Here is a 24,953-nt window from a genome sequence, read left to right on the forward strand (position 1 = left end):
TGTTCAGTTGTGCAATGGTCGGGTCATGCCTGGAAATCAGGCTCCGAATAGAAAGATGCGCCGCATCCGCTGTGCGGTACACTTGATATATGCCAGGCGGCAGGAGCGCCGCCTTGACACATTCAGAATAACATAATCCACTTTGGACTGCAATAGAAAATTGAAATTTAAATCTGGTTGCTACCCCTGGTAGAAGTCTGGTCTTTACTCCGCGTTTTCTCCGATCCGCCCGTACACCTTCACCGCATCCTGCACGTGATAGGGCTCGCTCTGGTGGTCCCCCGGAGCCCCGGCCGTCACAAGGACATACTCTTTCCCGTTCACCACTGCCAGACTTGCCAGACAAAGGCCCGCCTCCTCCGTGTAGCCGGTCTTTCCTCCCAGGATCTCACCTCCCGGGACAGACGGGTCTGAAAGGCTGGCAAAGAGCGTACTTGTCACGGTAAATCCTCCAGGGTGAAAGGCAGTGGACGCCATGGTGTAGGACCTGCTGGTAAAGGCCTGCCGGAAGACATCATTTTGCAGGGCATACACCACAAGCCGGGCCATGTCCTCCGCCGTAGAGTAGTGCCGTCTGTCGTGGAGCCCGGTACAGTTGGTAAAATGAGTGCCCCGCATCCCCAGCTCCTGTGCCTTTTCATTCATCATCTCCGCAAAGGCGCTCTCGCCGCCTGCAATCTTCTCCGCAAAGGCCATGCAGCACTCCGCTCCGGAGGGAAGGAGCGCACCGTAGAGGAGCTCCCGGCAGGATACCTCCTCTCCCGGCTCAAACCCGGCCATGGACGCGTTCTCCTCATAGAGCTGTCCGTAGAAATCTCCCGGCATGGTGATGGTCTCATCCAGGCCGGAGATATGCTCCAGCGCCACCACGGCAGTCATGATCTTTGTCATGGAGGCCGGATAGATACGCCTGCTCCCGCCGGATGCCCCCAGCTTCTCCCCGGTCCCGGCATCCACCAGAGCCGCCGATGTACTGTGCAGGTCCTCCAGGCAGGCGGACAGCCGTCCTCCGTCCCCGGAGCCAGGAAATCCCAGCCCCTCCATATTCATATAATTTCTCGCTCCAAGCCATATGAAGATCAGCATCAGAGCCAGCAGGATAAAGGCGAGCCGGTTTCTCCCGCGTCCCCGCAGCTTTTTCTTTCTTCTGTCCATAGCATTCTCTCCCTTCTTCTGGATCCTAATCTACCAGAGAAGGGAGAGCGGAACTTTAATATGGAATTGTTTGATCACTAAGAAAAGATTAAGACTTTGTGAGCATCTGAAAGGATTTTTCCGCAGCCGCGCCTAACACCAGGCGGGCAGACGCACCTCAAACCTGGTGGTCCTCTCCTGGCTATGGGCGGCGATGCTGCCGCCGTGCTGGCTGACGATCTCCTTTGCAATGGCAAGCCCCAGCCCGGACCCACCCGACTCTCCTCCGCGGGCCTCGTCCAGACGGAAGAATTTATCAAAGATCATCTCCAGCTTTTCCCCGGGTATGGTGACCCCCGTATTTTCAAAAATAATGGCAATCTCCTCCCCTTTTCTCCGGGTCCATATCTTAATGGGGGTATCCCGGTCGCTGTAGGCCGCCCCATTCTTCAGCAGATTGTTAAAGACCCGGGCCATCTTCTCCGGGTCGGCGTAAATGTACTCCTCCTCATCCACCTCATTTTCCACTCTGTTTCCATGCTTTTCAAGTATGGGATAGAGCTCCTCCGTCACCTGCACAAGGAGGCTGCACAGGTTGACCCGCCGCTTCTCCAGGGGCATTTTCTGGAGGTTATACCGGGTGATGTCAAAAAATTCGTTGATCAGCCCCTCCAGCCTCTCCGCCTTGGAGAGGGCCGTGTGCAGGTATTTTCCCCGCTGCTCTCCCGGCATATCCGGCGCCTCATCAAGGAGACTCAGGTATCCGATGACCGAGGTGAGAGGCGTCTTCAGGTCGTGGGCAAGATAGGCGATCAGGTCATCCTTCCTCCTCATCTCGTCCTCAATGACCTGGGCCTGCCTCTTCTGCTCTTCCTTCATGCTGTCCATGCTCTCCTGGGCCTCCCGCCGGATCTTCACTGTATTTCTCTCTGTAAAAACAAAGACAAGGATAATGACGGCCGCAGCCACCACGGCCATACCCCAGAAGATGAAATTTTTCAGGGAAGGCCAGAAGATCTCCTCCCGCATGACTGTCGTCCCTGTCTGGGGATCATACCAGGACGGCACAGAGGTGACAAAATTTCTTGTAAACCACTCCACAAACACGCCATTGCAGACATAGTCCACAAAATCAAACAGAAAATAGAGCACAAGCAGGGACACAAGAACCCCTGCCGCCGCTTTCCAGTACTTTTTACTGCTCTTCAATTTTATAACCGCACCCCCAGACTGTCTTGATATACCTTGGATGGTCAATAGAGTCCCCCATCTTCTCCCGCAGATGCCGGATGTGTACAGTGATGGTATTGTTCTTCCTGCTGTAATACTCGTCCTTCCAGATGGCGTGGAACAGCTCCTCAGAGCTGACCACGCTGCCCTTCTTCCGGCACAGGATCTCCAGCACGGAGAATTCAGTTGGCGTCAGCTTCAGGTCCTTTCCGCCAAGGGTACACTGGTGGGTCCGCACATTCAGGGTGAGGCCTCCCCGGACCAGCAGGTCCTCCTCCTGCCCGGTACAATTGTACTTCTTACTGCGGCGCAGCTGGGCCTTTACCCGGGCCACCATCTCCAGGGGCCGGAAGGGCTTTGTGATGTAGTCGTCCGCCCCCAGTGCCAGGCCATTGATCTTGTCGATCTCCTCCCCCTTTGCGGTGAGGAAAATAACCGGGTACGTATCTTTTTTCCGTATCTCCCGGCAGACAGTGAGCCCGCTCACTCCCGGCATCATGATGTCCAGAATGGCAAGGTCCGGCTTTTCCCGGCGGACCTCCTCCAGCGCCTCCTGCCCGGAATAGCACACTCTTGTCTCATAGTTCTCATTCTGCAGATAAAGGCAGACGAGATCCGCGATTTCCGGTTCATCGTCTGCCACTAAGATCCTCTCATTCATAAGACTTCTCTCCTTCCTGCTCTCCCATAAATAAAACAATAGGAAAGGTACCACCTCCTGTGGGAAATGGTACCTTCATGATAGCAGGAAGACTTTAATCTTTTCCTTGCAAAATCTTAAGATTTTATAAATCCTTCTTCCCCTTCCTGTGCTTCACGCACTCTGTCAGGAGATACTCGATCTGCCCGTTCATGGAGCGGAAGTCGTCCTCCGCCCACTGGGCGATCTCATCGTACAGCTTTTTTGACAGCCGGAGGGGCACCTGCTTTTTTACCTTGGACTTATCAGCTGCTTTATTTTCTTTTTCCAAAAGCATCCCCCTCCTTTCTTACCGTTCTGTCATTTTAATACAGGCTTCCGCTGTTCACAATGGGCTGCGCGTCCTTGTTTCCGCACAGGACTACAAGGAGATTGCTCACCATGGCTGCCTTTCTCTCCTCGTCCAGCTCCACGATGTCCTTCTCATTCAGCCTGGAGAGGGCCATCTCCACCATGCCTACTGCTCCCTCCACGATCTTCTGCCTGGCATCGATGATGGCCGCCGCCTGCTGTCTCTGGAGCATAGCTGACGCGATCTCCGGCGCATAGGCAAGGTGGGTGATACGCACATCCAGTATCTTGATGCCTGCATCCTCCGTCCTCTCCTGCAGCTCTCTGCTCATGATGTCCGCAATCTCCTGGCTGCTGCCACGCAGGGACTTCTCATCTGCCCCCTCACTCATATCATAGGGGTACTGCCTGGCTGTGTTCCGGATGATGGAGTCGCACTGGATGGACAGATAATTTTTGTAGTTCTCCACATTGATGACTGCCTTTGTGGGATTGACCACCTTCCAGATGACTACCGCTCCGATCTCCACGGGATTTCCAAGCAGGTCATTGACTTTCTGCTTTTTATTATCCAGCGTCATTGTCCGCATGGAAACTTTCTTTTCCTTGTCTCCCACAGACACGGAGACGGACCGCCCATTGCCTGACGCCGCCACGACAGGGGCCGACTTTACTGTCGGATTGATGGCGGAGCAGAAGGGATTGACCCAGTAGAACCCTTCTTTTTTCAGCGTCCCATAGTAATTGCCGAACACAGTGAACACATAGGCCTCGTTTGGATTGAGGACCTTCAGCCCGCACAGTAAGATGATAGCCGCAACGAGGATGAGGAGTCCCAGTATCACACCTCCAACGGCAAGCGCGCCGTTCCCGCTCCTGCTGCCGGCCATAAATCCGATGACCATGACGGCAATGCCCGCGACCATTCCCAGGATTCCAACAAGCAGCATCAGATACCCGCTGACCGGGTTCAGTATTCTCTCCTGCCTGATCTTCTCTTTGCTCATACTCTTTTCCCCCTTCTTTGATGAAAGCGTTTTGTTATGATATCATTTTGATATCATCATAGTATCACCCATCACAGAAGCTGTCAATAGATTGCCTTCACTGTCCTTATCCTGTATCCGGGAAACTGCATCATCCGGGGAACTGCATCCTGAAAAGCAGAAACGGGCAGGAGATTGCATGTCTCCCACCCGCGGCCATAGGCCTTCTATCCGCCTTTTTGTCTACACTCCCCTGTCATAGGGAAGCTTCTTAAAATAGTACTTTTTGTCCTCCTCCGTGATTCGGCGGATCACCTTTGCCGGATTTCCTCCCACGATCACGCCGTCCGGCACATCCTTTGTGACCACGCTGCCAGACGCGATGACACAGTCATTCCCAATAGTCACTCCGGGATTGATCACACTCCTGCCGCCGATCCATACCCGGTCCCCAATCTTCACCTCCATGGCGTACTCCCACTCTGTGCACCGGGTCTCGGGATGCACCGGATGCCCGGCAGCATCCTCTCTCTCTGTGTCATTTGCTCCGCCATTGTAAGCCTCCTCCTTATCTTCTCTGTATATCAGTCACAGCATTACACTCTCCACGGATAAAAGGCCATCTAATCGTGATACAGCTCGTAAAAGCACCTGGCGCAGAGCTGTCCCGCCCCTTCCACATAATACCTTCTGCCTGTAATATGACTGTCCCTGCGCACCGGAACTGTGCGCCCGCACAGCACACATTTTTCCAGCAGCACTTCATCCTTTGCGGCCTGGCGGTATGTCTCCTCCATCCTGCACATCCCCTTTCCGGCAAGTCCTGTTTTTTACAGTCTATACCGGAATAGGGCGGTGTATACCTGCTGTCCCTGATAAACCTATCTGCTCAGCTTTACCGTTATGTAGTCGTGGTGCACTGCCTCCAGAAATTTCCCCAGCACATCCCCTGTCTTCAGACGGATACTGGACGTGTTGACGCAGGGATGGCAGGCGAAATACTCCTCCCCCAGCACATCCTCGTCTATCAGGAGCTGGACCCTGTTTTCCGGGTCAAAGATCAGTCCCATGATGGTGGCAGACCCGGGCGTCACGTTCAGGTATTTCTCCATATCCTCCCCGGACGCAAAGGACAGCCTGGATGAGGGAATCTGAGGCGAGAGCTCCTTTGTCTGCAGATTTTTCCCGCCCGGCATGACGAGAAGATAGTAGTTCGTCTTCTGACGGTTGCACAGGAACAGGTTCTTGCATATCTCTATCTGCAGCGCCTCATCCACCTCCCTGCAGGCCTCGATAGTCATCACAGCCTCGTGGTCGGCCCGGACATAGGAAATCCCCAGTCCATCCAGAAGCTCGTAGACCCTCAGTTCTTTTTCCTGTCTGCCCGCCGTCCGGGCCGGGCGTCCCTCATATATCTGCATTGCTCTCACTCCTTCGTCCTGTATCCTGGTATGGCTCCTTTTGATGGCTCCGGAACGGGACTTTTCCATCCGCATTCCTTTTCTTATTATATCCACTTTTTTCTTCCATGACAACGCCTGTCTCGCTCTCAGTGCCCATCGAAGTGCCCAGTACAGCATGCCTGCAGTTCACGCACACATGGGTCCCCTCCGGGACGATCCTTCCGCAGATCACACAGTAATCCATCCTGTCACTTCCTTTTCCTTCTACGCAGCGCCCACAGCATCATGGCAAGGGAGCCGGCCAGCGCCGTTCCAAGCCACGGAATATAAGAGATATCTCCTGTCCTTGGCGCCTTCACCAGCGGCTGATCCACCATCTCCACCCTCTGCTCTTCTCCCGTCTCCTGTAGAGAGAAGCTCACAGGCTCCGCCTTCTCATAGCCCTCCGGCGCCTTTTCTTCTGTCAGCACGTACTCTCCCGGCTGCAGTCTGTCAAATTTCTTTTCCTCTTCACCGGAAATCCAGCTCTCCACCATCTCCTTTTCTCCGCTCTCCAGAATTCTCTCCAGCTTCAACTCTGCCCCGGGCAGACACTGGCGGTTTCCCCCGTCCAGCTTGGAGATGCGCAGCTTCGTGTAATCGTTTTCCAATTTCATCACGCAGACGGCCTCGCCTTCTATCCGTCCATTGGCATCCACATAGACCTCACGGACTGTCCCGTCGGGAATGTAGCCAGACAGGGCTTCCACCTCCTGTATACAGTAGGTGCTGTCCGGCAGAAGATAAGGGATCTCGACCCTTCCCTCTTCATCTGTCACATAAATCTCCTCCTGCGTGTATCCGGGGTCTACAAGCCCCTCTTCCACAGCCTCGTCCTGTTTCAGCCACACCTTAAACCTGACGCCTGCCAGGGCTGTCTTCTCCTCCGCCCCCTTTTCATATTTCAGGAGCACAAGGGAAGTCGGCTCGTTATAGACAGTGAGCTGCTCCTCCACCACGGGAGTCGTCTGGTCCTTATACGCCAGCTCCACCTGGAAGGTCTCCTCCGGGAGGGCAAATCCAGGAACCTGCTTTGTCTCCCGGACCGTATATTTCCCGAGGAACAGCTCATCAGACAGTACCCTCTCACTTCCTGTGGTCAGAGTCCCTGCCAGCTCCCCCTTCTTCAGGCGGACGGTCCCGTCAGGCGTCACGATATCCTCCGCCGCCCGTATCTCAAACTCTGCGCCTGCCAGAGATTCCTCTTTTCCCTTCTCAAGCTTGTCAATGCTGATCCTGCCCATAGCGTTCTCATCGGCAAACCGCACAGTCAGGGGAGCTTCCCAGTCCTTGTCCTCCTCCACGGCAAAGGACAGCTCCTCCCCGTTCAGGAGGTAGCCCTCCGGCGCCTTCACTTCCCGCAGATAGTAGGTCCCGTACTTCAGCTTTTCCGGGAATGTAAAACGCCCCTCCCCGTCTGTGACAAAGGTCTCATACACCTGGTATTCCGGGTAGCGGGCTGTCATGGTCACCACATTCCTGTCCGCATCCAGCAGCTGAAACTCTGTCCCTGCGGCAGGGATCACCTTTCCTGTGGAGGCGTCCACCTTCAGCACCTGGATGGGGCTGGTGATGAGCGTGTCCTGCCGGTATATGCCGCTGACTGTCACGTTCTCTTCCGAGATCTCCACCTCAAAGGGTTCTATGGGATTGTACCCTTCCGGCGTTTTCGTCTCCGTCACAACGTAGGTGTCGTACACCAGCCTTCCCCTTGGATAGTCCCCGCTCCTGGTGGTGGCCTTCCCCTCACGGTCTGTCACGATCCTCAGGATTTCCTGCCCTGTCGTCCTGGAGGTAATGGCAAACTCCACTCCCTCGATGCCCGCCAGCACATCCTCCTTCTCCTCCTCATTCTGGTATACCTTGATGAGCTCCAGGTCTCCCCGTATCACAGCCTCCTCAAAGGACGGGATCTGGTATGTCTGTATCTGCTCACCCGTCCCCTCCGGCGTGATGCGCACCAGCCGCGTCTCACTGTTCAGATTGTAACCCCGGGGCGCCTTTGTCTCCTGGATCGTCACTGTGCCGAGAGGAAGGAAAAATGTACTGTTTCCATCCCGCCACACCGGGTCACCCTCCACAAAATGCTCCTCCCTCGTGGACACAAATCCCCTGTCATCGCTTCGGAACACCCAGGTCCTTGCGGGGCTCACTCCCTCCAGCTTCTCCAGGCTGTCATAGTCTCCCGGGTAAAACCGGAAGGTAAATTCCGCTCCCGCCAGGGAGGCCGCCCCCTGAGGCGTATTCCCCTCCTCCTGGAAATCCAGCTCCCCGTCATATTTTTTCAGCAGCACCTCCACCGGATTTTTCTGGGGAATGTCGCTTACGCTCACCTGGGCTGTCTGCCCTGCCTGGACATCCACCCTGTACACGGTCCCGTCCAGGGCATATCCTCTGGGAGATGTCTTTTCTTTTACATAGTAAGTCCCCGCATTGACGGACAACATCCCGCTCTTCCCGGATACATCTGTCACCAGCTCCCCTGCCTGAGCCGTGCATCCAGCGTCTGTGTACACGCCGTACACAGCCCCCTCCAGGCTGTAGCAGGAGTTTCCCTCCGTTATGTCGGTCTGTGCGGACACCTTCTGCAGCTGCACATCTCCCTTTGGCTGCTCCTCCAGCCAGACAATATCCTGCTGGTCATTGTAGGCAATGTACACCTGATACCGGTCCAGATTTTCGTGGACCTCCGGGGCCCAGGAGCCCTGCACGGCGGCAGTGGCATAGTGGACCATATTTTTCACGCCGGCCTGCATGCTGGCGCTCAGGCCGGTGAGGCTTCCTTCATAGGCATAGCTGAGGGCCGCATGGGCGTAGGCGTAGGCATTGTTGTCCCCCGCAAACAGGATAATGCCGTAGGGGTCATAATAGGCATACCCCGGCGCCATCATCAGGAGGGCCTTGACCACGTCGTTGTCCAGCCTGGACACCTGATAGGTTCCCGACGGGGCCGGGCTCATGGGCTGCACACAGTATCCCGTGTAATTTCCTGTCTCAGCTTCCACATAGAACTCCCTTGTGAACCAGCTCCCGTAGCTGTGACTGGCACCGTGAGAGATGGTGCACAGAGAACCCACAGCGGACCGGGGCATAACGCCTCCCTCTGCCACTCCATACCGGTCTGTCTCCTTCCTTTCACTGTCACGCCCCAGCATCCAGCTGATCTGGCCGCCTTCTTCCGGTCCTCCATCGGGACTGTCCTCCTCTGCCCGGGACTGGAATGCGGCACTGCACAAAAGGGCTGCAAACAAAAACAAAACACAACACGTAACACTCAAAACCCTCTTCAATTATGTTTACCTCCGTTTTTCTATAAAATACCTGTTGTCAGAAAAAAATGTTTATTGCAGACCACCTCCCATCACAGCTGGATCTGTAAATTTACTGGTAATCGTCCGGCGAAACGCCTGATCAAGTAGATAGAATAAATAAATGATAAATAAGAACTGCAGAACTGCTTTCCTATACGTACAAAGTTAACATAGCCTTCTCGAAAATGCAAGAGAAAAACAGATTTATAAATATTTTTTATATCCTGAATAGAAGTCCTCTTCACAGCGGAAAGCTAAGAGCGTCAGACATTCCCCGCAAATATAAATACATAAAAGCGGAAAGGAGACTGAATAAATGAAAGCAGAAAAAAGAAAAGTTGTCATTGTGGGCGCCGGCATGGCCGCCATCATCGTCCGGACAGGCATCCAGGGAGTCCTCTGACATTTTCCCGAATTTATGCTATGATAAGGGCAGCATGACCGATAACAGTAAAGGGGGATTTCCATGGATACAAAATTTGCGATCGTCAGCGACGGTTCCTGCGACCTGCCCGCGGAGGAGGCCGCAAGAAAACATATTCACATTGTCCATTTTCTGGTCTCCTTCGATGGGCAGACCTATCAAAAAGAGGGCGTGGAGATCGGACTGGAAGACTTCTATCAGAAAATGGTGGACGAGCCCGGGCATTTCCCCAGGACTGCCGCCCCCTCTCCCGAAGACTTTTATCAGGCCTTCGCGTCCTGCGCCAGGGAGGGGAAGCCTATCCTGTGCATCTGCATTTCCACAAAGCTGAGCTCCTCCATGCAGTCTGCCCAGATTGCAAAGAGGATGCTGGAAAACGAGTACCCGAACATCCCGGTCATCGTTCAAGACTCTCTTTGCGCCACCCTGATGCAGAGCGCCTACGTGCTGGAGGCCTGCCATCTGCGGGACGCAGGGTACACACTGGAAAAGGCAGCCTCCGTCCTGTCGGAGCTGCGCAGCACCGCCCGCATCCTCTTCACTGTAGGCAGCCTGGACTACATACAGCACGGCGGACGCATCGGCAAAATGACAGGCATAGCGGGGACTCTTCTCCAGATCAAGCCGCTCATCACGCTGCAGGACGGGGAAATCCACTCCTCCGGCATCCGCCGGGGCAGACGCAGGTCCATAGAGGGCGTGGTGGACCTCCTCGTCTCCTACCTGAGAGATAACGACCTGACTCCATCAGACTGCCACATCCTGGCAGGCTACGGCTATGACCGGGAGGAGGCGGAGCGCTTCCGGTCTCTGACAAAATCCCGGCTCCTTTCGGAATTTGACCAGGCCCCCGACCTTCCCCTCTTTCAAATCGGCGCCACCATCGGTGTCCACGCAGGCCCCTACTCCATTGGCTTCGGCGTGATCCAAAAGAGCCGGCTCTAAATACCCATCTCACGGAAAAGGGTGCGGAATCCTTCCGCATCCTCCAGGGTATGTCTCCACCCGAACCGCTTCATGTCCACCTGCCAGCCGTCCCTGGTCCGGAAAACCTCCACCCCTTCTCCCTCCAGAAGATTTTTCTGCATGTCAAATGTATCAAAGGACGCCGCTCCGGTGAGCCGGCCCCTTCCATTGACCACCCTGTGAGCTGGCACATCCTCTCCCAGCTTCCCTCTGTTCAGCGCATACCCTACCTGCCGGGCGTTTTTCGGCTTTCCGCACAGAAGAGCTATCTGTCCGTAGGAGGCCACTTTTCCCCTGGGAATGCTTCTGCACACAATGCCGGCCCTCTGATAAAAATCCACTTTTCCTACTCCTTTATGAATACATATTCCGCCGGTCCGGAAAGGTCTGCCCTGAACCGGTATCCCAGATGGTCAAATCCCCGGGCGTCCTCAGGCTCCCTGGCTCCTGTCTGCGCCAGATACCGCACCATCTCACCCCGGGCCATCTTGGCCAGGGTTCCCTTCTGGCGTACCTTCCCGTCACTGAGTTCACCGAACACGCAGGTCACAAACCGGTCCTCCGGCCTCAGATACTTTTCTACACATTTCGAATACTCTTTGGAGGCCAGGTTGAGGACAGTCCCCTCCCCTGCCGTCACCGCCCGGCAGATTGCATCTCCCCAGAACTCATAGAGATCCCTTGTGCCGGCAACTGCTGCCTTTGCCTGCATTTCCAGCCGGTAGGGCGTGACCCCGTCCAGAGGCCGCAGAGCGCCGTAAAATCCCGAGAGTATACACAGGTGCTCCTGGATATAGGCAATCTCCTTCCCTTCAAATACAGACGGAGCCATATACTGGTACTGGATCCCCTCGTAGGAGAGGATAGCCGGCGTCAGGTTCTTCTCCAGCTCCATACTCTGAAAGCGCTGATAATTTTCCCGGGCAATAGCGTCATTGCATTTCCACAGCTCCTTCGCCTCCTGGAAGGTCAGCTTTTTCATCCACTTTGCCAGCTCACGGGTCTTGTCTAAAAAGACCGGCAGCCCGCTGCAGGGGTACAGGTCCGGCTCGCTTTTCATCTTCTTTGCTGGTGAGATAATGATCTTCATGGCTGTTCCTCCTTCTGCATGGCCAGGAGCCACTCAATCCCCTCCGCCACGCCGTCCTCATCGTTGGAGCCGGCGATGTGGTCCGCCGCCTGCAGGCAGCCCTGTGACCCGTTGGCGACCGCAATGCCGATCCCCGCAAATGCCAGCATCCCCCTGTCGTTGTCCCCGTCTCCGAAAGCCGCCGACTCCGCCTGCTCCAGCCCCAGATACTGCAGCAGGAACCTGAGCGCCGACTCCTTGCCTGCATCTCTGTAGGAAATCTCCAGAAGCTGGGGCACAGAGGAGGTCACATAGATATCCGGCACATCCCGCTCCAGGAGACGCCACAGGCTGTGCTTCTTCTCCTCCCCTTTTACCACCACATCCAGGCAGTCCAGCTTCCCGGCTCTCCCATGTGCCCGGATAAATGCCTCCATATCCTCCACCGGTTCCCGGGTCCTCTGGATATAGCCGATGGCTGCCGGCATGGCTCCGAACCGCACCGGGTCTTCCACATATTCCTTCTGGGCATAGGGCTTTCCGTCTATAAAGGCCTCAAAGGCCACATCCCTGCCGCTCATGAGGTCCAGGATCTTCTCCGCTGACTCCTCTGTCAGCGAAAATTTCCGCAGGTACCCTCCCGTGCGCACATCCACCACAGCAGTCCCGTTGGATGTGATGGCATAGCGTATCCCGGGGATATGCAGGATTTCCTCGGGCAGGGAGTCAAAGGAGCGTCCGCTGGCCGGGATGACGCAGATGTCTCTCCCCAGCGCCTTCTCGATAGCCTGCCTCGTTCTTTCGCTCAGAACGCCCCGGCTGTTCAGCGTGGTCCCGTCCAGGTCCAGGGCAATGCTTGTGATCTTCATAGTCTGCTCTCCTTTGTTCTGTCTGTATTCCTCTCCCCAAAGAGGTCCATGATCTTCTTGCTCCGGTATCCGGCCTTCTTGTTGAAGAATTTTCCGTATGCCACCTTCCCGCTCCGGGCTGTCCCAGTCTGCACCGTGGGGGACCCACTCTCCATTTTCAACTGCCATGGTCATCATCTCCTCTATCTATAAACTGCACCAAGCGTCTTTTTATCCTGCCTCTTCCACTTCCCCCAGGGCCTTCAGGAACTGCTTTCTCCCGTAGTTCTCAAACTCCACCTCGACCATCATCTCGTCCTCCCCCACAATGATCCCTTCTCCATACTTCCGGTGGCGGGCTCTCCGGACTTTTTCCTCCGCCGGATGCGGCTCCTCCACACAGGGCTCCGCCGGGCCGGAGCCAGGGTCAAGGTCTGGCTTCCGCTCCACTGGCTTTTGCTCCACACGGTTTTTCCGCATCTGCGCCGCCACCTCTCTCCGGAGCTCCTGCAGATCGGCCCGTCTTTCCTTCTGGCCCTGAAGCTCTCCCCAGTCCAGGAGATGCTCCGGGATCATCCGCAGATAGGAGCTGTATCCCTCCAGCACGCCCGGCTCTCCGGGATTGGTGTAATAGGACAGCTCCAGATGGTTCCTGGCTCTTGTAATGCCCACAAAGAAGAGCCGCCTCTCCTCTTCCTCCTGTTCATAGCTCTGGCACCGCAGGGGGATCAGCCCCGGGTTCACACCAATCAGAAACACTGTGTCAAACTCCAGTCCCTTGGAGGCGTGAATCGTCATCAGCCGGACGCCGTCTTTCTCCTGCTCGCTCTCCTTCAGGAATTCCAGTCCATAGAGCATGGAGCTGTCCAGAAAACGGCGCAGGTTTTCCAGGAAGGAGCCGTCTTTCTCCCGGCAGGACCGGCACAGATGCTCCAGCAGCTTCCCCGCTTCCCTGGCATCCTTCTCATAGTCAGCTGAGGTAGGGTGCAGCTGGGTATGAAGGTCAAAGTAATCGAACAGCCACCGGGCTGAAATCTCTTCCTTTCCCTTATCTTTTTCCACTTCCATCATCGCCTCCCGAAACCCGGTCATCCTGTCAAGGAGAGGCAGGACGCCTCCTTCCCCCTTTTCCAGGATGGAAGCCGCTCTCTTCGGAGTGACCTTCTCTCCATATTTCCGGTCCGTCAGCACCTGCAGTCCCGTCTGGCGGTCAGCGGGGTTGACGGAGAATTTAAGGACCTTCACCAGGTAGTCCAGCACCGGCACATCTCCCAGCGTCTTTTTCAGTGACAGGCTGCAGGGGATACCCGCCCTCTGAAAGACCTTCTCCAGAACCTCCGACTGCCGCTGCAGGCGGTAAAAGACCGCTATCTCCCTGTAGGCCAGCCCGCCCCTGTGAAGGCTCTCTATCCGCCCGGCCAGATACTCCGCCTCCTGGAATGGGTCGTAGTGGTTACGGACCGTAATTTTTTCGCCGCCCTCCCGGCTCCCCTCGATCTTCCCTCCGAACTGGAGAAATCGGTTCGCCGCCTCCAGGATTGAGGCGTTGGACCGGTAATTCACAGGGAGGGAGAGCTCCTTGGCCTGGAACCTGTGCTTGAGGAGGAAAAACATATTTTCCGTCGTTCCCCGCCAGCTGTAGATCACCTGATCAGGGTCTCCCACGGCAAAGAGCCGGGACCGGCGCTGCCCGGCGCTGTCTGTCCCCAGCGCCTCCAGAAAATCCAGTTGGAGGGCATCGCTGTCCTGCACCTCGTCCACAATGATCCACTCCGGACACCTGTCTTCGTTATTCAGAAGGGCTGTGCTCACCCGGAGCAGGTCGGAAAAGGTCATCTTGTTCTGTCTTTTCTTTTCCTCCTCCAGCAGAGGGAACAGCAGAAAAAGCTCGTCCTTATATCTGGAGGTTTTCCCCTTCAGCCAGGAAGTGTACTCCTGCTCCATACGCTTTTTCAATCTGTTCTTGTACTTGATCTTCAAATCCCGCTCCGCCGCGATGGCCAGGGCAAGCTCCGCCTCCTCATCCGGGTCCATCACCGAGAACTCCCTGGTCCACCCCGCCTCCTCTGTGGGGAGGCAGTTTTTCAGCAGATAAAGCGCCACGCTGTGAAATGTCCCAAAGCAGGCCGTCTCATCTTCTTTGACAGAGGGCTTCCTCCGGGCAAGCCGCTGCAGGATCTCATCCGCGGCCTTGTTGGTAAAGGTCAGCACCACCATGTCCCTCAGGGACACCTGTCTTTCAAAGTGCAGGTGCAGGATCTTCTCAATGAGCACTGTAGTCTTGCCGCTCCCCACATTGGCATTGACCACACAGGCGGGGCTCTCATCCAGCACCGCCTCCATCTGATATGTGTTCAGTCGATATGGGTTATGAAAGTCTGTCATCGTATCTGCGCCTCAGCTTTCCCTTTGTCTTTTCCACCCGCTCCGCGTCCTCCTCCACACGGAACCGCACCTGCATATCTGCCGGGCAGACTGCATAGTAGCGCAGGGTATTTTCCAGACCCCGCCGGTTGTCCGGCTCCTCCAGCCAGGCCTCATAAAAGCGGCTTCCAAGAGTCAGAGTCAGGCAGTGTCCCTCTACCTCCACTTTCCGTATCACTCCCAGAAAGGCGCCTCCGCTCTCCCCGCTTCTCACTACCCGGTCGCAGAAGGCAGGCCACTGATCCGCCAGCTTAAAAAAGGAAAATTCCTTCTCTATAACGGGCACCTCCGCCTCCAGCCGCTTGCCGTGAAAGGCCGGAGGAGCCGTCTGTTCTCTCAGATTTTCCAGCCCCCACAGGACCATCCTTTTGTCCAGGCTGTAATCCCCCACGCAGGCAGGGCAGCCGTCCTCGCAGGCACATCCTCCCACCATCCGGATAGCCGCGTCCACGATCTGGGGTATCAGGTCATAGATCTTCTCGGAGTAGCCCAGCCCTCCCTCGTATTTGTCGTAAATAAATAGAGAGACCTCCTCTTCCCTGCTGCCGTTTGGGATCAGAGCATTGTTTGAGACAATAACGTCTATGTCGTCCCGCTCTGTCATGGTCACCATCATAGCCGCATTCTTAATGGCATAAGCCATGCCCTCAAAGTGGTTGTTCAGCGCCAGCTCTCCCGTCCTGGTGGGCGCCAGGAGTCCCCGGTAGGTCTGCACTACATTTTCCGGGATCCTGATCCAGGTACTCTCTGTGTCATAGTCCTCCTGCAGGGGAACTGTCAGGGACACATAGCCCAGATTCTGATGGTTGTGGAACTGAAGCTTTTTGTACATAGAGATCACTTCGTTCACATTAATGTCCCCGAAGCTGATATGGCTCCGCTCAAAATCCTCCTGCTGGAACACCTGAAGGATCCTGGTCTCCTGGTTTCCCGCGGGCACAGTGTAGTAGTTGCCGTCAAAGGGCACCGCCTCCGCCGTCCGGCTTACAAGGTCCAGCTTCAGCACCTCGTAGAGCTCCCCGTCATGCATGTAGACCGCCCCCGGATGGAGCTCGTGGTAGGCCTGGGACTCATCCATCTCCGTGATCTCCCGCATGTCTCCATCTCCCCCTGACCGGAGGAGCAGCTTGTATCTTGTCTTGTCCATGTTCCTCAGGCTGTAATCGCCCGCCGGAAAGGCAGGGCCTGCCCAGGCAAATCGCCCCGCCAGCGTCTTCACTTCCTCTGCCCGAAGGAGCACCGGGATCACCTCCCCCAGGTCCGGGAAAAGAGCCGCGTCGTCCAGCGACAGGGGGAGCTCCGCCGCTGCCGCCCGTATGTGGGAGAGCTGGATCAGCAGGTTGTCCGGGTCCACAATGGCGTTTTCGCTGCCGCCGGCAAAGAGCCAGTCCGGGGCAATGGCAATGTACTGGTCAAAAGGCTGATTTTCCAGTATCAGATAGTTGACGCACTTCTCCCCGCTTCTCCCGGCCCGCCCGGTCTGCTGCCAGAAGGAGGCTCTCGTCCCCGGGTAGCCCACGATCACTGTAGAGTCCAGCTTCCCGATGTCGATCCCCAGCTCCAGGGCGTTGGTGGACACCAGGCCCAGCAGCTCGCCCGTGGCCATCTTCCCCTCGATCTGCCGTCTCTCCTCCGGGGTGTAGCCCCCTCTGTACCCGGCGATCCGGGAGCCGTCCGCCCCGGACAGAAATCCGGCTCCGTCCAGCCTGTCCCTGGCCTCCTTTAAAATAACCTCCACATTTCTCCGGCTCTTCCCAAAGGCGATAAAATGGTGCTCCTCCTTGGCAAGCCGCGGGATCAGCTCCGCCGCCACGGAAGAGGCAGAGCGCCTGCCGTACACCTTGTCATTGCTGCCCTTGATCCGGGGCGGCTGCAAGATCCGGTACTCCTTCTCCGGAGCCGGAGAACCGTCCCTGTCAATCAGCGCAAAGGGCACTCCGCATATCTTTTCCGCCAGCTCCACCGGATTGGCGATCGTGGCCGAGCTGCAGAGAAACTGAGGCCCGGACCGGTAATACCCGCAGACTCTCTTCATCCTCCGGAAAATATTGGCAAGGTGGGCCCCAAAGGCGCCCCGGTAGCTGTGGAGCTCGTCGATCACCACGTATTTCAGATTGGCAAAGATAAAGTCAAATCCATATTTACTGTGATTGGGAAGAAAGGCCGCGTTCAGCATCTCCGGGTTTGTAAGGATAATGTTGGCATTCTTCCGGATCCTGCTCCTCTCAGCGGGCAGAGTATCCCCATCGTACACCCCCGCCGAGATACGGCCCTCCCCGAAATATTCCAACACCGGCTGCAGCGCCCGGTACTGGTCGCTGGCCAGGGCCTTTGTGGGGTAGACAAAAACAGCTCTCGTCAGAGGGTCTGTAAGGGCAGCCTGCAGCACAGGCAGCAGAAAGCTCAGCGTCTTGCCGCTGGCCGTGGATGTGGTGATGACCACGTTTTTCCCTGCGGCTGCCTTCTCGAACATCTCCGCCTGGTGGGTGTAGAGCCTGGAAATCCCCTGCCCTTCCAGATAGGCCCTTATTTCCGGCAGGAGAGCGCTGGGAAAGTCCGCATACTCTCCTGTCCGCGCCGGAACGGTCTTTGTGTAGATTGTCAGGTCTTCGCTCGTCTGCTCTCGCACTGCAGCCACTTCCTTTTTTCGAACATGTGTTTGTCTATGTATCATAACATATTGTGGTGCCGGATACAATCCTCAATATGTCTTAATATATCTTTTTTATCTCGCCGCTGATCCCGTACTGTTCCCGAAACTCCTTCAGATCCGCTTCATTCCGTATGAGACAGATATCTGTGAATTTTCCGGTGGCAGTTTCCTGAAAGCCGGCTACCTGCTCCCCGGTACAGATACTGCACCGTATGACCGGAATGTGGGTAGCCGGGTCGTAAGCTGACGTACTTTTCTTTTTTCTGTGAAACATATTTTCCTCCTAAAACCCAGCCCGTCCAAGCTCATCCATCATGGCGGATCTTCGCCGGTACTTTTGTTTCCATTCGTCTGCAATCTTCCGGGCCATCTTTTCTCCGTCAGGATATCTCTTTATCTTCTTTAAATATACCACAAGCTCCTTATACATTTTCCTGTAGGATGTCCTTTCCGCCTGACTCTGCACATAGCGGATATACATATCCCTTACTCGCTCCGGGAAATGCTCCTTCAGCACTTTTTCATACTGGTCAAGCCGGCTGATCCATCCTTCCCTCTCTATTTCCGCCAGAAGCCGCCCGTACAATTTCTCATGCTCCAGCAGCATAAACTTCACAGGCTCTCTTCCCGACTGCTCCAGATATTTCTCCCGGTATCCGTTCCACTCCTGCTCTGTACATACACTTTTTAATTTCAGAAGGCACTCCAGACCGCTCTGTCCGCAGTGAAACACATTCCAGAGAAGTTCCTTCCTGTAAGAAACCTGATCTCCCGTCCTTTCATAAATGTCGATCAGCTTCTGACTGTAATCCGACACCAGGCCGCACTTGTCCTTATCCAGCTCTTTGCTCTCTCTCAGCACCTCCGCAGCCTTATCATAGTCTCTATCCTGCTGGTACTCTCTGACTTCCTGCATGCGTATCCCGGAGAATTGTCGGTACTGGTCTCTGTACGTCCGTATGTCCTGCCTGGAATATCCCAGACGCTCCATAATGCTGATCCGGCGCAGGACTGCCTCCTCACACTGATATCCGGCATACCAGTCCTTGTCCATGCTCTGCTCCAGCTCCCTGATCTGTCCATCCAGATCCCACAGCTGTTCGTGGAGCAGCTCCTCATTGCCAAACTCACTTATCATGAACTCTTCCATGACATCCTGCAGATAGTCCAAGACATACCATTTCCGATGCTCCTGAAACCACCGGATCATTTCTTCCTCTTCCCTCTCATCTGACGCATCCAGTATCCGGCGCCACATCTCATAGCACGCGCCTGCCACCTCCATCGTCCCACCATCAGAATCGTCCATATCCCTGGTCCCAATTTCGTGGAAGACATGGTTGGTCAGTTCAAATGCCTCCTTCAGGCAATTTCTCCCGATCAGCTCAGGCACGTGCTCGTATAGGACATCCTGTAATTCACATGCATAATCATAGGCTTCCTCATAGTCCACAAAGCCGCTCTGGTCAGAGTGTCGCCATCCGATCTCATCCACCTCTTTTTCCAGACGCACAAGCATCATCGGATCCCTGGGTCCGTATTTTGTCAGGAGAGTATTACAAAAAGATGCATCCTGACGCGCCAGGGACATGATAATGCCCCGCAGCTCCTCCTCAGGAATAGACGCTACGATCTCCTGTATCTGATCCTCTTTTTTATTTTTGCTTTTCTTTGCTTTATCAGCCTGGGCACTCTTGCCGCAGTTTCCAGAGGCGAAGACTTCTACATCTTCCTCCTCCACCGCGTAGAGCACTGCCGCCATATGCTTGCAGTAATTGCCGTCGTCCGCATAGGGGCAGTCACAGTACATTTCTGCAATCTCATCCCCATTCAGCTCAATCTCCACCTCATAGTCCTCTGTTCCCGACACAGTGGCCCTATAGCCTGTAGGCGTTGTGGTGAGAGACTGTACAGCACCGTCCTTATAATAGTTCCAGCCCCGCTCCAGGATACGGGGAAGAAAATATTCCTGCCAGTTTTTCATTGGTGTTCTCCATTTAATATTTGCCCTTCATCTTTAACATATATATCAACTTTTTTTAGCGCTGTTGCCAGTACTGTCAGTAAATTCTCTATAGCTTCATAATAGAATTCCAAATCCGAAATTTTCATATCATACAAATGGCCTTCCCCATTTTCATTCCCCCATATCACATCTCTACTTTTCAGATAATCGATTTGTACACTCTTATCCGATGCAAATTCCAAAAAATTTTTAAATTGATAAAATCCGAAAAATTGTGTTGACCACAAATTTGTAAAATCATATGTTACCTTGCTTTTTTCATTTTGTGCCTTTTCAAACATTTACTCTCCTTATCTCTTTATCCAGAATATAGTGCTTAATCACTGTTAAACACGCAAACAAAATTAGTATGATCATTGTACCATTATTAAATTTAATTAACAAGAAACTCACTTCCTGTTATCCACCCATATCATAACAGAAAGTGAGTCCCATAAACCGGACTTAATTGTCCCTCCAGCCTTCTTTGATTGTAAGTCTTAACGCTATGATTATTTCTCTCCCTTTATTTCCTCCTCACCGGAAAATACACCTCCGTCTCCCAGTCCTCCGGGGAAAGGGTGTCAAACTGGGTCCTGAGATAGAGCTCAAAGGGCTCCCCCGCCATCTCATAGCTGTTATCCAGGATCCAGGAGACCACCGCCCCGTAGGCCTCCGAGAGGGTGGAGTAGCTACCCCTGTGGAGCGTCATGGCGCACAGGCGGGGCTCCATCACCTCATCCGCCTTGTCCTTCTCTTTTATTCCGATAAAGAGCTCAATATCCGAGGACTCCCGGTCAAACTCCTTGTCGTAGTACCTGGACCCGTTTATTCCGGTGGGGGTCACCCGCTCCTTTGGCACCCGCTCAAAGAGGGGGCTGTAGTACTTCCCGAATTCATCCACGCTCATCATGGCCCGGTTTGTCAGCACGTTCATGGCCGGCGAGTCTTTCACTTCAATCCTGTAGCCTTTCTGGTATGTCATCATGTCACCTGTCCTTTCAAATACAGAAATATGTGTCTGGAGCTCGTTCAGGATGAGGGCCCTCTCCTGCTGCTCCCACTTGATCTTTTCTTTCTGCTGCCGCAGCATGGTCAAAATCTCTCTGTCCTCTGAAAGGGTGAGCAGCTTCTGTATCTCCTCCAGCGAAAATCCGTAGCGCTTCAGGCGCTGGATGTAATTCATGACGTCGATCTGCTCCGGCTCGTAGTAGCGGTACCCTGTCAGGACGTCCACCTTTGCCGGCGCCAGGAGCCCGATCCTGTCATAGTGGTGCAGCGTCTTTACGCTCACCTGGCATATTCTTGAAAATTCACCAATCTGAAGCATGTTCCTCTTCCCCTTTCTGCAGTCTGTGATCCGGATCTGATAACAGTGTAGGCCCTGCCCCAGGAGGAGGGTCAACCCCTTTTTGGGAATTTTCTTTTATTTTTAACAGATCACATCACGGCTCCCCGAAGCCGCCTCTCAAAGGCAGCCACCAGCTCCCCCTCGTTCTCGTATCCGCTCACCAGCAGGTAGCTCCTCTTCCCCTGCTTTTTATTGGGGTATTCCACCAGGCATCTCACACGCAGGCCGTCTTCCGCAGGCCGCATCCTCTCCACAGATAAGATCTGGGTCTCCACGCCTGTAAGGCTGGGTCTCTGGCGCAGATACCGCTCCAGGATGTGATCTTTCTTCATCTTGGTCTTTGCCTTCTGCATCTGAAAGAGCATCTGGATAAACCCGGGCAGGCCTCTCTGATATCCCACAAATTTCCGGATATCCACCGCAAAGAGCCTTCCCTCATCGTCCTGGCAGAAGACCGTGCAGTACTGATGGACCTTCCTCCCGATCTGCCTTGCGAAAAACAGCGCCAGCGCCACTCCGATCAGGCAGGCTGCCATTGACACCTCCGCCACCGGCCAGTCCAATATCAGGGCCAGTACGACAATCCCGCAGGGCAGGGCGATGACGGCAGCCACCAGCCCCGCAAAAGCCAGCGTGATCTTTGCCGCAAAATGGTCCCTCTCCCCCGCCTGTTCTTCCATCCAAATCCTCATATTCCGTACTCCTTTCTCTCCTGCCCGGCCTTCTCTCCACGCCCCGGCCCGAGGCCCACAGCCTGCTCGACTCCACGCCCCTATTTACTCCACAGCCCGGATCCGCTCCACGATGCTTCCGCCCCGCATCAGGGCCCGGCCGCAGGCCAGGGGCACCAGCACACAGATAAAGACCGCAAAGACGGCCATGCCGGCCACGGGCCAGAGGGGCACATAGAATTCTGCTCCCATATAATTCATGGACTGATAGATCACGTAGGTGACTCCAAGCCCCAGGGTTCCCACGAGAAGGAGGGAGCCTGCCGCCACCAGAAGCCCTTCCATGACCAGCATCCGCCTCATCTGCCGGTCCGTCATGCCGATGCTTTCCAGGGCCGCCAGCTCTCTCTTCCGGCTCTGGATATTGCCGATCACCGTGTTGATATAGTTGAGGATGCCTATAAAGGCCAGGACGGCCGCCACGCCGATGCCCACCTCCATCATGTTCCCCTGGGCGCTCTTGACGGTTTCCGCCTCGCGGATCCTGGACGTATAGGAAAAGTCCTTTGCGTCCGGGCTCGCATCCATAAGGGAGAGGACCGCGCTCTCCGTCTCTTCGTCGTAGCTCTCTTTGTACTGCACCGCCGCCTTGGACACGTAGTACCTGTCTGTAAACTCCCGCACCGCCTGCTCGCTCACAATGACCACGGGCGGGCAGCCCAGCATGGGGCCGGTAAAATAGCTCTCATCCGTCAGGCCTGCGATCTCAAAGCTGCAGGTGTTTCCAAGGGCCTCCTCGTTCAGGACAGCGTCCGCCTCCCCGGCAAGGCCCTCCACCGGGTATTCCCCGCATGTCACCGTCTTTCCCATCACGTCCGCATCGGTGAGTTCCAGGCTGTTCCGGTACAGGACGCAGGTCTTGCCCGCCAGGAAATCCTCTCTGTCAATCTCCGCGTCCACAAAGTCCGTCAGATAGTCAAAATCCGACTCCGTGATGCCCACCAGGAAGGACCCAAAGTTTTCCGGGTGTTCCTTATACTCCTGCAGGTCATCCTCATAGGGGATATACATCCACATGTCATAGAACTCCCGCATCCACATGTCCGCGAAATCCGGCTCCCATGGCACGGTGATCTGGGCCGCCAGCACCGGACTTACCCGGGACACCCCCTCCGTGTCCGACAGCCGCTCCAGGAAGTCCCCTCCCAGGATGTCCTTCCACTGCCGGTTGTCCGCCCTGGCCATGGTCTCATTGTCAATCTCCATGTCCTGATCCATGAAGTTGGAGACGTAGGTCCGGGGGCCCTGACTCTGTATCATGGTGACCAGGCACAGGAACACGGAAAAGCCGGCCGCCAGAGATAAAATGATGACCGCTGACTTTCGTTTGTCCTTTGTGAGCTGCTGCAGCGCCAGCCGCCACAGAAGGCGGCCCTTCCCGGTTTTTCGCACGCTCTTTCCGCCGTACACCGGCCGGTAGCCCGCCGCCTCGATGGGGGAGACACAGACCGCCAGCTTCACCGGCTTGCGGCTGCCAATCCAGACCGTGGCTCCGGTCAGGAGGATGGTCAGAAGGAAGACCGCCGGGTGGAAGCTGATCTCTATGGCACCCGCCTCCTTCGCCCTCACTCCGAGGAACCGGATGATGGAGGGGATGAGGAAGAAGGACACCCCTGTCCCCAAAAGCAGCCCCGCCGCTATGCCGGCACCGCCCACAAGGACGCTCTGGCGTCCCATCAGAGCGCGTATCTGCCGCCCTGTCATGCCGATGGTCTGGAGGAGTCCGTAGTACCGGACATTCCCCGCCACGGACAGGTACAGGATGTTGTAGATCAGAAGGCAGGCGCACAGGCAGGTGACAAGGGCAATGCCCCCAAGCCCCAGGACAATGGGGATGGAGTACCCGGCCTCCACAGAGAAGAAAATATTCTGCTGCTTCTCCAGATCCATACTGTCGATGAAGGCCGTCTGCTCCTCCTGGGTCCAGAAATTCCTGTGAAAGGTCATGAAATAGCGGCCGGAAGCCACCTCCGAGAGCTGGTAGCCGCACTGGTCATAGAAGGCCTTGGACACATAGAACTCATTCTGCGACCCGTAGCCCTCCCAGATGCCGGAAATCCGAAACTCCCTCTCCATCTGGTTGCCCTGTCCGTCCTGCCAGAGGGCCCGGAAGGTGTCGCCTATGCCCAGCCCCATGTCCTCAAAGCCGCAGGTCTCAAGCGCCCCTTGCGTCAGCATGACCTCGTTTTCCTCCCGGGGGTATGAGCCCTTCACCTGGGTCCTGGCAGGCGCCATGATATCGTTCCAGTACACATCGTCCGCCCAGATGCAGCCCACATTGACAGTATTGTCGTAATCCGTGGAGAGGACGGAGCCGGCCACGGCGGCGATACCAATCCTGTCGATGTCCGGATTTTCCTCACATTTCTCCCTCTGCTCCTCTGTCATGCCGTACATGACCGCGTCAAAGTCCCCGCCTGCCAGGCGGATATTCTGGAGATGGTACATGTGGAACCAGGTGATCCCCACAGTGAACACAGAAAAGAGCATAAAGGCCGACAGGGCCACGGCCAGGCCCATGATGACGGTCCTGCGCCGGCTGCTTGCAAGAGACCGTCTCGCCATCCGGCGGATGACTCCCTGATTGTTGTTAGCCAGCATAGGTATCACCTGCCTTCACGATCCGTCCGTCCTCGATGTGCACGATGCGGTCCGCCATCTGGGCGATGTCGCTGTCGTGGGTGATGAGGATGATAGTCTGCTGAAACTGTTTCGCCGCCACCTTCAAAAGCCCCATCACGTCGTGGCTGGTGGCCGTGTCCAGGTTGCCTGTTGGCTCGTCTGCCAAAATGATGGCGGGCTTGCTGGCGATGGCCCGGGCAATGGCCACCCGCTGCTGCTGTCCCCCGGACAGGGTGCCGGGCAGGGCCTCCCGCTTTTCTTCCAGTGCCAGAAGGGACAGGATCTCATCCACAAACGCCCGGTCGATCCTGCGCCCGTCCAGCTCGATGGGCAGGACAATGTTCTCATACACGTTCAGGTCCGGCACCAGGTTGTAGCTCTGGAAGACAAAACCCACCTTCCTGCGCCGGAAGACGGCAAGCTGCTCCCGGCTCATGCCCGCAAGCCTCCGGCCGTCCACGTACACCTCCCCGGAGGTGGGCTCATCCAGCCCTCCGATCATGTGCAGAAGAGTGCTCTTGCCGCTTCCGGATTTCCCGATGATGGCCACAAACTCCCGCTCCGCCGCGGCAAAATCCACTCCGTCCAGCGCCTTCACCGTGTTCTTGCCAAGCTGATAGTATTTCTTTAAATTTTTCGTCTTTACGATCCAGTTATCCACTTTTACGCCTCCTTTTCTCGTCCGGCCATAGGTTCCTCTGGCCATGGCTTTATTGTAAAGCGCAAAAGTCACAAACCAGTCTCAGTTCCGAATCATCACAAAACT

General features: G+C 55.6%; 24 protein-coding genes. 1 reads left to right on the plus strand and 23 read right to left on the minus strand.

Annotated elements, in window-relative coordinates; translation table 11 throughout:
* Positions 1-204: 204 nt before the first annotated feature.
* From B5E62_RS13010 to B5E62_RS13050, 10 genes are all read right to left on the minus strand, one after another.
* Positions 205-1,155, minus strand: coding sequence for a D-alanyl-D-alanine carboxypeptidase family protein (locus B5E62_RS13010; RefSeq protein ID WP_087174978.1), 951 nt, complete (start codon positions 1,153-1,155; stop codon positions 205-207).
* A 132-nt stretch (positions 1,156-1,287) separates the two neighbouring features.
* Positions 1,288-2,343, minus strand: a complete 1,056-nt coding sequence (locus B5E62_RS13015) for a sensor histidine kinase (RefSeq protein ID WP_242957924.1) — start codon at positions 2,341-2,343, stop codon at positions 1,288-1,290.
* Entirely contained in the window at positions 2,330-3,025 is a 696-nt protein-coding gene (locus tag B5E62_RS13020) for a response regulator transcription factor (RefSeq protein WP_087174979.1), read from the minus strand. Before B5E62_RS13020 ends, B5E62_RS13015 begins: the two co-directional genes overlap by 14 nt.
* A 124-nt stretch (positions 3,026-3,149) precedes the next feature.
* Complete coding sequence (locus B5E62_RS13025) at positions 3,150-3,341, minus strand: hypothetical protein (RefSeq protein ID WP_076779246.1); 192 nt, start codon at positions 3,339-3,341, stop codon at positions 3,150-3,152.
* Between the two features lie 28 nt (positions 3,342-3,369).
* Positions 3,370-4,362 (minus strand): SPFH domain-containing protein, encoded by a 993-nt coding sequence (locus tag B5E62_RS13030; RefSeq protein ID WP_087174980.1) that lies wholly within the window; start codon positions 4,360-4,362, stop codon positions 3,370-3,372.
* A gap of 222 nt (positions 4,363-4,584) precedes the next feature.
* A complete protein-coding gene (locus B5E62_RS13035; RefSeq protein WP_330398132.1) occupies positions 4,585-4,848 on the minus strand; it encodes a DapH/DapD/GlmU-related protein in 264 nt (87 codons plus the stop codon).
* Between the two features lie 116 nt (positions 4,849-4,964).
* On the minus strand, positions 4,965-5,138 hold the full coding sequence (locus B5E62_RS16950) for a hypothetical protein (RefSeq protein WP_162610309.1): 174 nt from the start codon (positions 5,136-5,138) through the stop codon (positions 4,965-4,967).
* 84 nt (positions 5,139-5,222) lie between these two features.
* The gene (locus B5E62_RS13040; RefSeq protein WP_087174981.1) at positions 5,223-5,762 is read right to left on the minus strand and encodes a prolyl-tRNA synthetase associated domain-containing protein; all 540 of its coding nucleotides are present in this window, start codon (positions 5,760-5,762) and stop codon (positions 5,223-5,225) included.
* Positions 5,749-5,988: a hypothetical protein gene (locus B5E62_RS13045; protein WP_087174982.1), complete on the minus strand. Its 240-nt coding sequence runs from the start codon at positions 5,986-5,988 to the stop codon at positions 5,749-5,751. The genes B5E62_RS13040 and B5E62_RS13045 overlap by 14 nt, the downstream gene beginning before the upstream one ends.
* Before the next feature lie 4 nt (positions 5,989-5,992).
* Positions 5,993-9,061, minus strand: a complete 3,069-nt coding sequence (locus tag B5E62_RS13050; RefSeq protein ID WP_143468870.1) for a SpaA isopeptide-forming pilin-related protein — start codon at positions 9,059-9,061, stop codon at positions 5,993-5,995.
* A gap of 499 nt (positions 9,062-9,560) precedes the next feature.
* Here B5E62_RS13050 and B5E62_RS13055 point away from each other — a divergent pair, with 499 nt between their 5' ends.
* Positions 9,561-10,463 (plus strand): DegV family protein, encoded by a 903-nt coding sequence (locus B5E62_RS13055; RefSeq protein ID WP_087174984.1) that lies wholly within the window; start codon positions 9,561-9,563, stop codon positions 10,461-10,463.
* Here the strand turns inward: B5E62_RS13055 and B5E62_RS13060 are convergent.
* The 13 genes from B5E62_RS13060 to B5E62_RS13115 form a co-directional block, all read right to left on the minus strand.
* Complete coding sequence (locus tag B5E62_RS13060) at positions 10,460-10,825, minus strand: MGMT family protein (RefSeq protein ID WP_087174985.1); 366 nt, start codon at positions 10,823-10,825, stop codon at positions 10,460-10,462. The two genes, B5E62_RS13055 and B5E62_RS13060, sit on opposite strands and share 4 nt — an antisense overlap.
* 5 nt (positions 10,826-10,830) lie before the next feature.
* Positions 10,831-11,574, minus strand: coding sequence for a peroxide stress protein YaaA (yaaA, locus tag B5E62_RS13065; RefSeq protein WP_087174986.1), 744 nt, complete (start codon positions 11,572-11,574; stop codon positions 10,831-10,833).
* Positions 11,571-12,422: a Cof-type HAD-IIB family hydrolase gene (locus B5E62_RS13070; RefSeq protein WP_087174987.1), complete on the minus strand. Its 852-nt coding sequence runs from the start codon at positions 12,420-12,422 to the stop codon at positions 11,571-11,573. The genes yaaA and B5E62_RS13070 overlap by 4 nt, the downstream gene beginning before the upstream one ends.
* Positions 12,419-12,577 (minus strand): hypothetical protein, encoded by a 159-nt coding sequence (locus B5E62_RS16955; protein ID WP_162610310.1) that lies wholly within the window; start codon positions 12,575-12,577, stop codon positions 12,419-12,421. Before B5E62_RS16955 ends, B5E62_RS13070 begins: the two co-directional genes overlap by 4 nt.
* Positions 12,578-12,632: 55 nt before the next feature.
* Positions 12,633-14,786, minus strand: coding sequence for an ATP-dependent helicase (locus B5E62_RS13075; RefSeq protein WP_087174988.1), 2,154 nt, complete (start codon positions 14,784-14,786; stop codon positions 12,633-12,635).
* A complete protein-coding gene (locus B5E62_RS13080) occupies positions 14,770-17,454 on the minus strand; it encodes a DEAD/DEAH box helicase (RefSeq protein ID WP_242957926.1) in 2,685 nt (894 codons plus the stop codon). The genes B5E62_RS13075 and B5E62_RS13080 overlap by 17 nt, the downstream gene beginning before the upstream one ends.
* An 82-nt stretch (positions 17,455-17,536) precedes the next feature.
* On the minus strand, positions 17,537-17,752 hold the full coding sequence (locus tag B5E62_RS13085) for an aspartate dehydrogenase (protein WP_087174990.1): 216 nt from the start codon (positions 17,750-17,752) through the stop codon (positions 17,537-17,539).
* Positions 17,753-17,761: 9 nt separating this feature from the next.
* Positions 17,762-19,462, minus strand: coding sequence for an SWIM zinc finger family protein (locus B5E62_RS13090; RefSeq protein WP_087174991.1), 1,701 nt, complete (start codon positions 19,460-19,462; stop codon positions 17,762-17,764).
* Positions 19,459-19,785 (minus strand): hypothetical protein, encoded by a 327-nt coding sequence (locus B5E62_RS13095; protein ID WP_033126656.1) that lies wholly within the window; start codon positions 19,783-19,785, stop codon positions 19,459-19,461. Before B5E62_RS13095 ends, B5E62_RS13090 begins: the two co-directional genes overlap by 4 nt.
* Positions 19,786-20,009: 224 nt before the next feature.
* A complete protein-coding gene (locus B5E62_RS13100) occupies positions 20,010-20,813 on the minus strand; it encodes a MerR family transcriptional regulator (protein WP_087175040.1) in 804 nt (267 codons plus the stop codon).
* Between the two features lie 110 nt (positions 20,814-20,923).
* Positions 20,924-21,526, minus strand: a complete 603-nt coding sequence (locus B5E62_RS13105) for a hypothetical protein (protein ID WP_143468871.1) — start codon at positions 21,524-21,526, stop codon at positions 20,924-20,926.
* Positions 21,527-21,610: 84 nt separating this feature from the next.
* Positions 21,611-24,166, minus strand: coding sequence for an ABC transporter permease (locus tag B5E62_RS13110; protein ID WP_087174993.1), 2,556 nt, complete (start codon positions 24,164-24,166; stop codon positions 21,611-21,613).
* The gene (locus B5E62_RS13115) at positions 24,156-24,848 is read right to left on the minus strand and encodes an ABC transporter ATP-binding protein (RefSeq protein ID WP_033126659.1); all 693 of its coding nucleotides are present in this window, start codon (positions 24,846-24,848) and stop codon (positions 24,156-24,158) included. Before B5E62_RS13115 ends, B5E62_RS13110 begins: the two co-directional genes overlap by 11 nt.
* Between the last annotated feature and the right edge of the window lie 105 nt (positions 24,849-24,953).

Source organism: Lachnoclostridium sp. An118 (genome assembly GCF_002160985.1).
GTDB lineage: Bacteria > Bacillota > Clostridia > Lachnospirales > Lachnospiraceae > Claveliimonas > Claveliimonas stercoravium.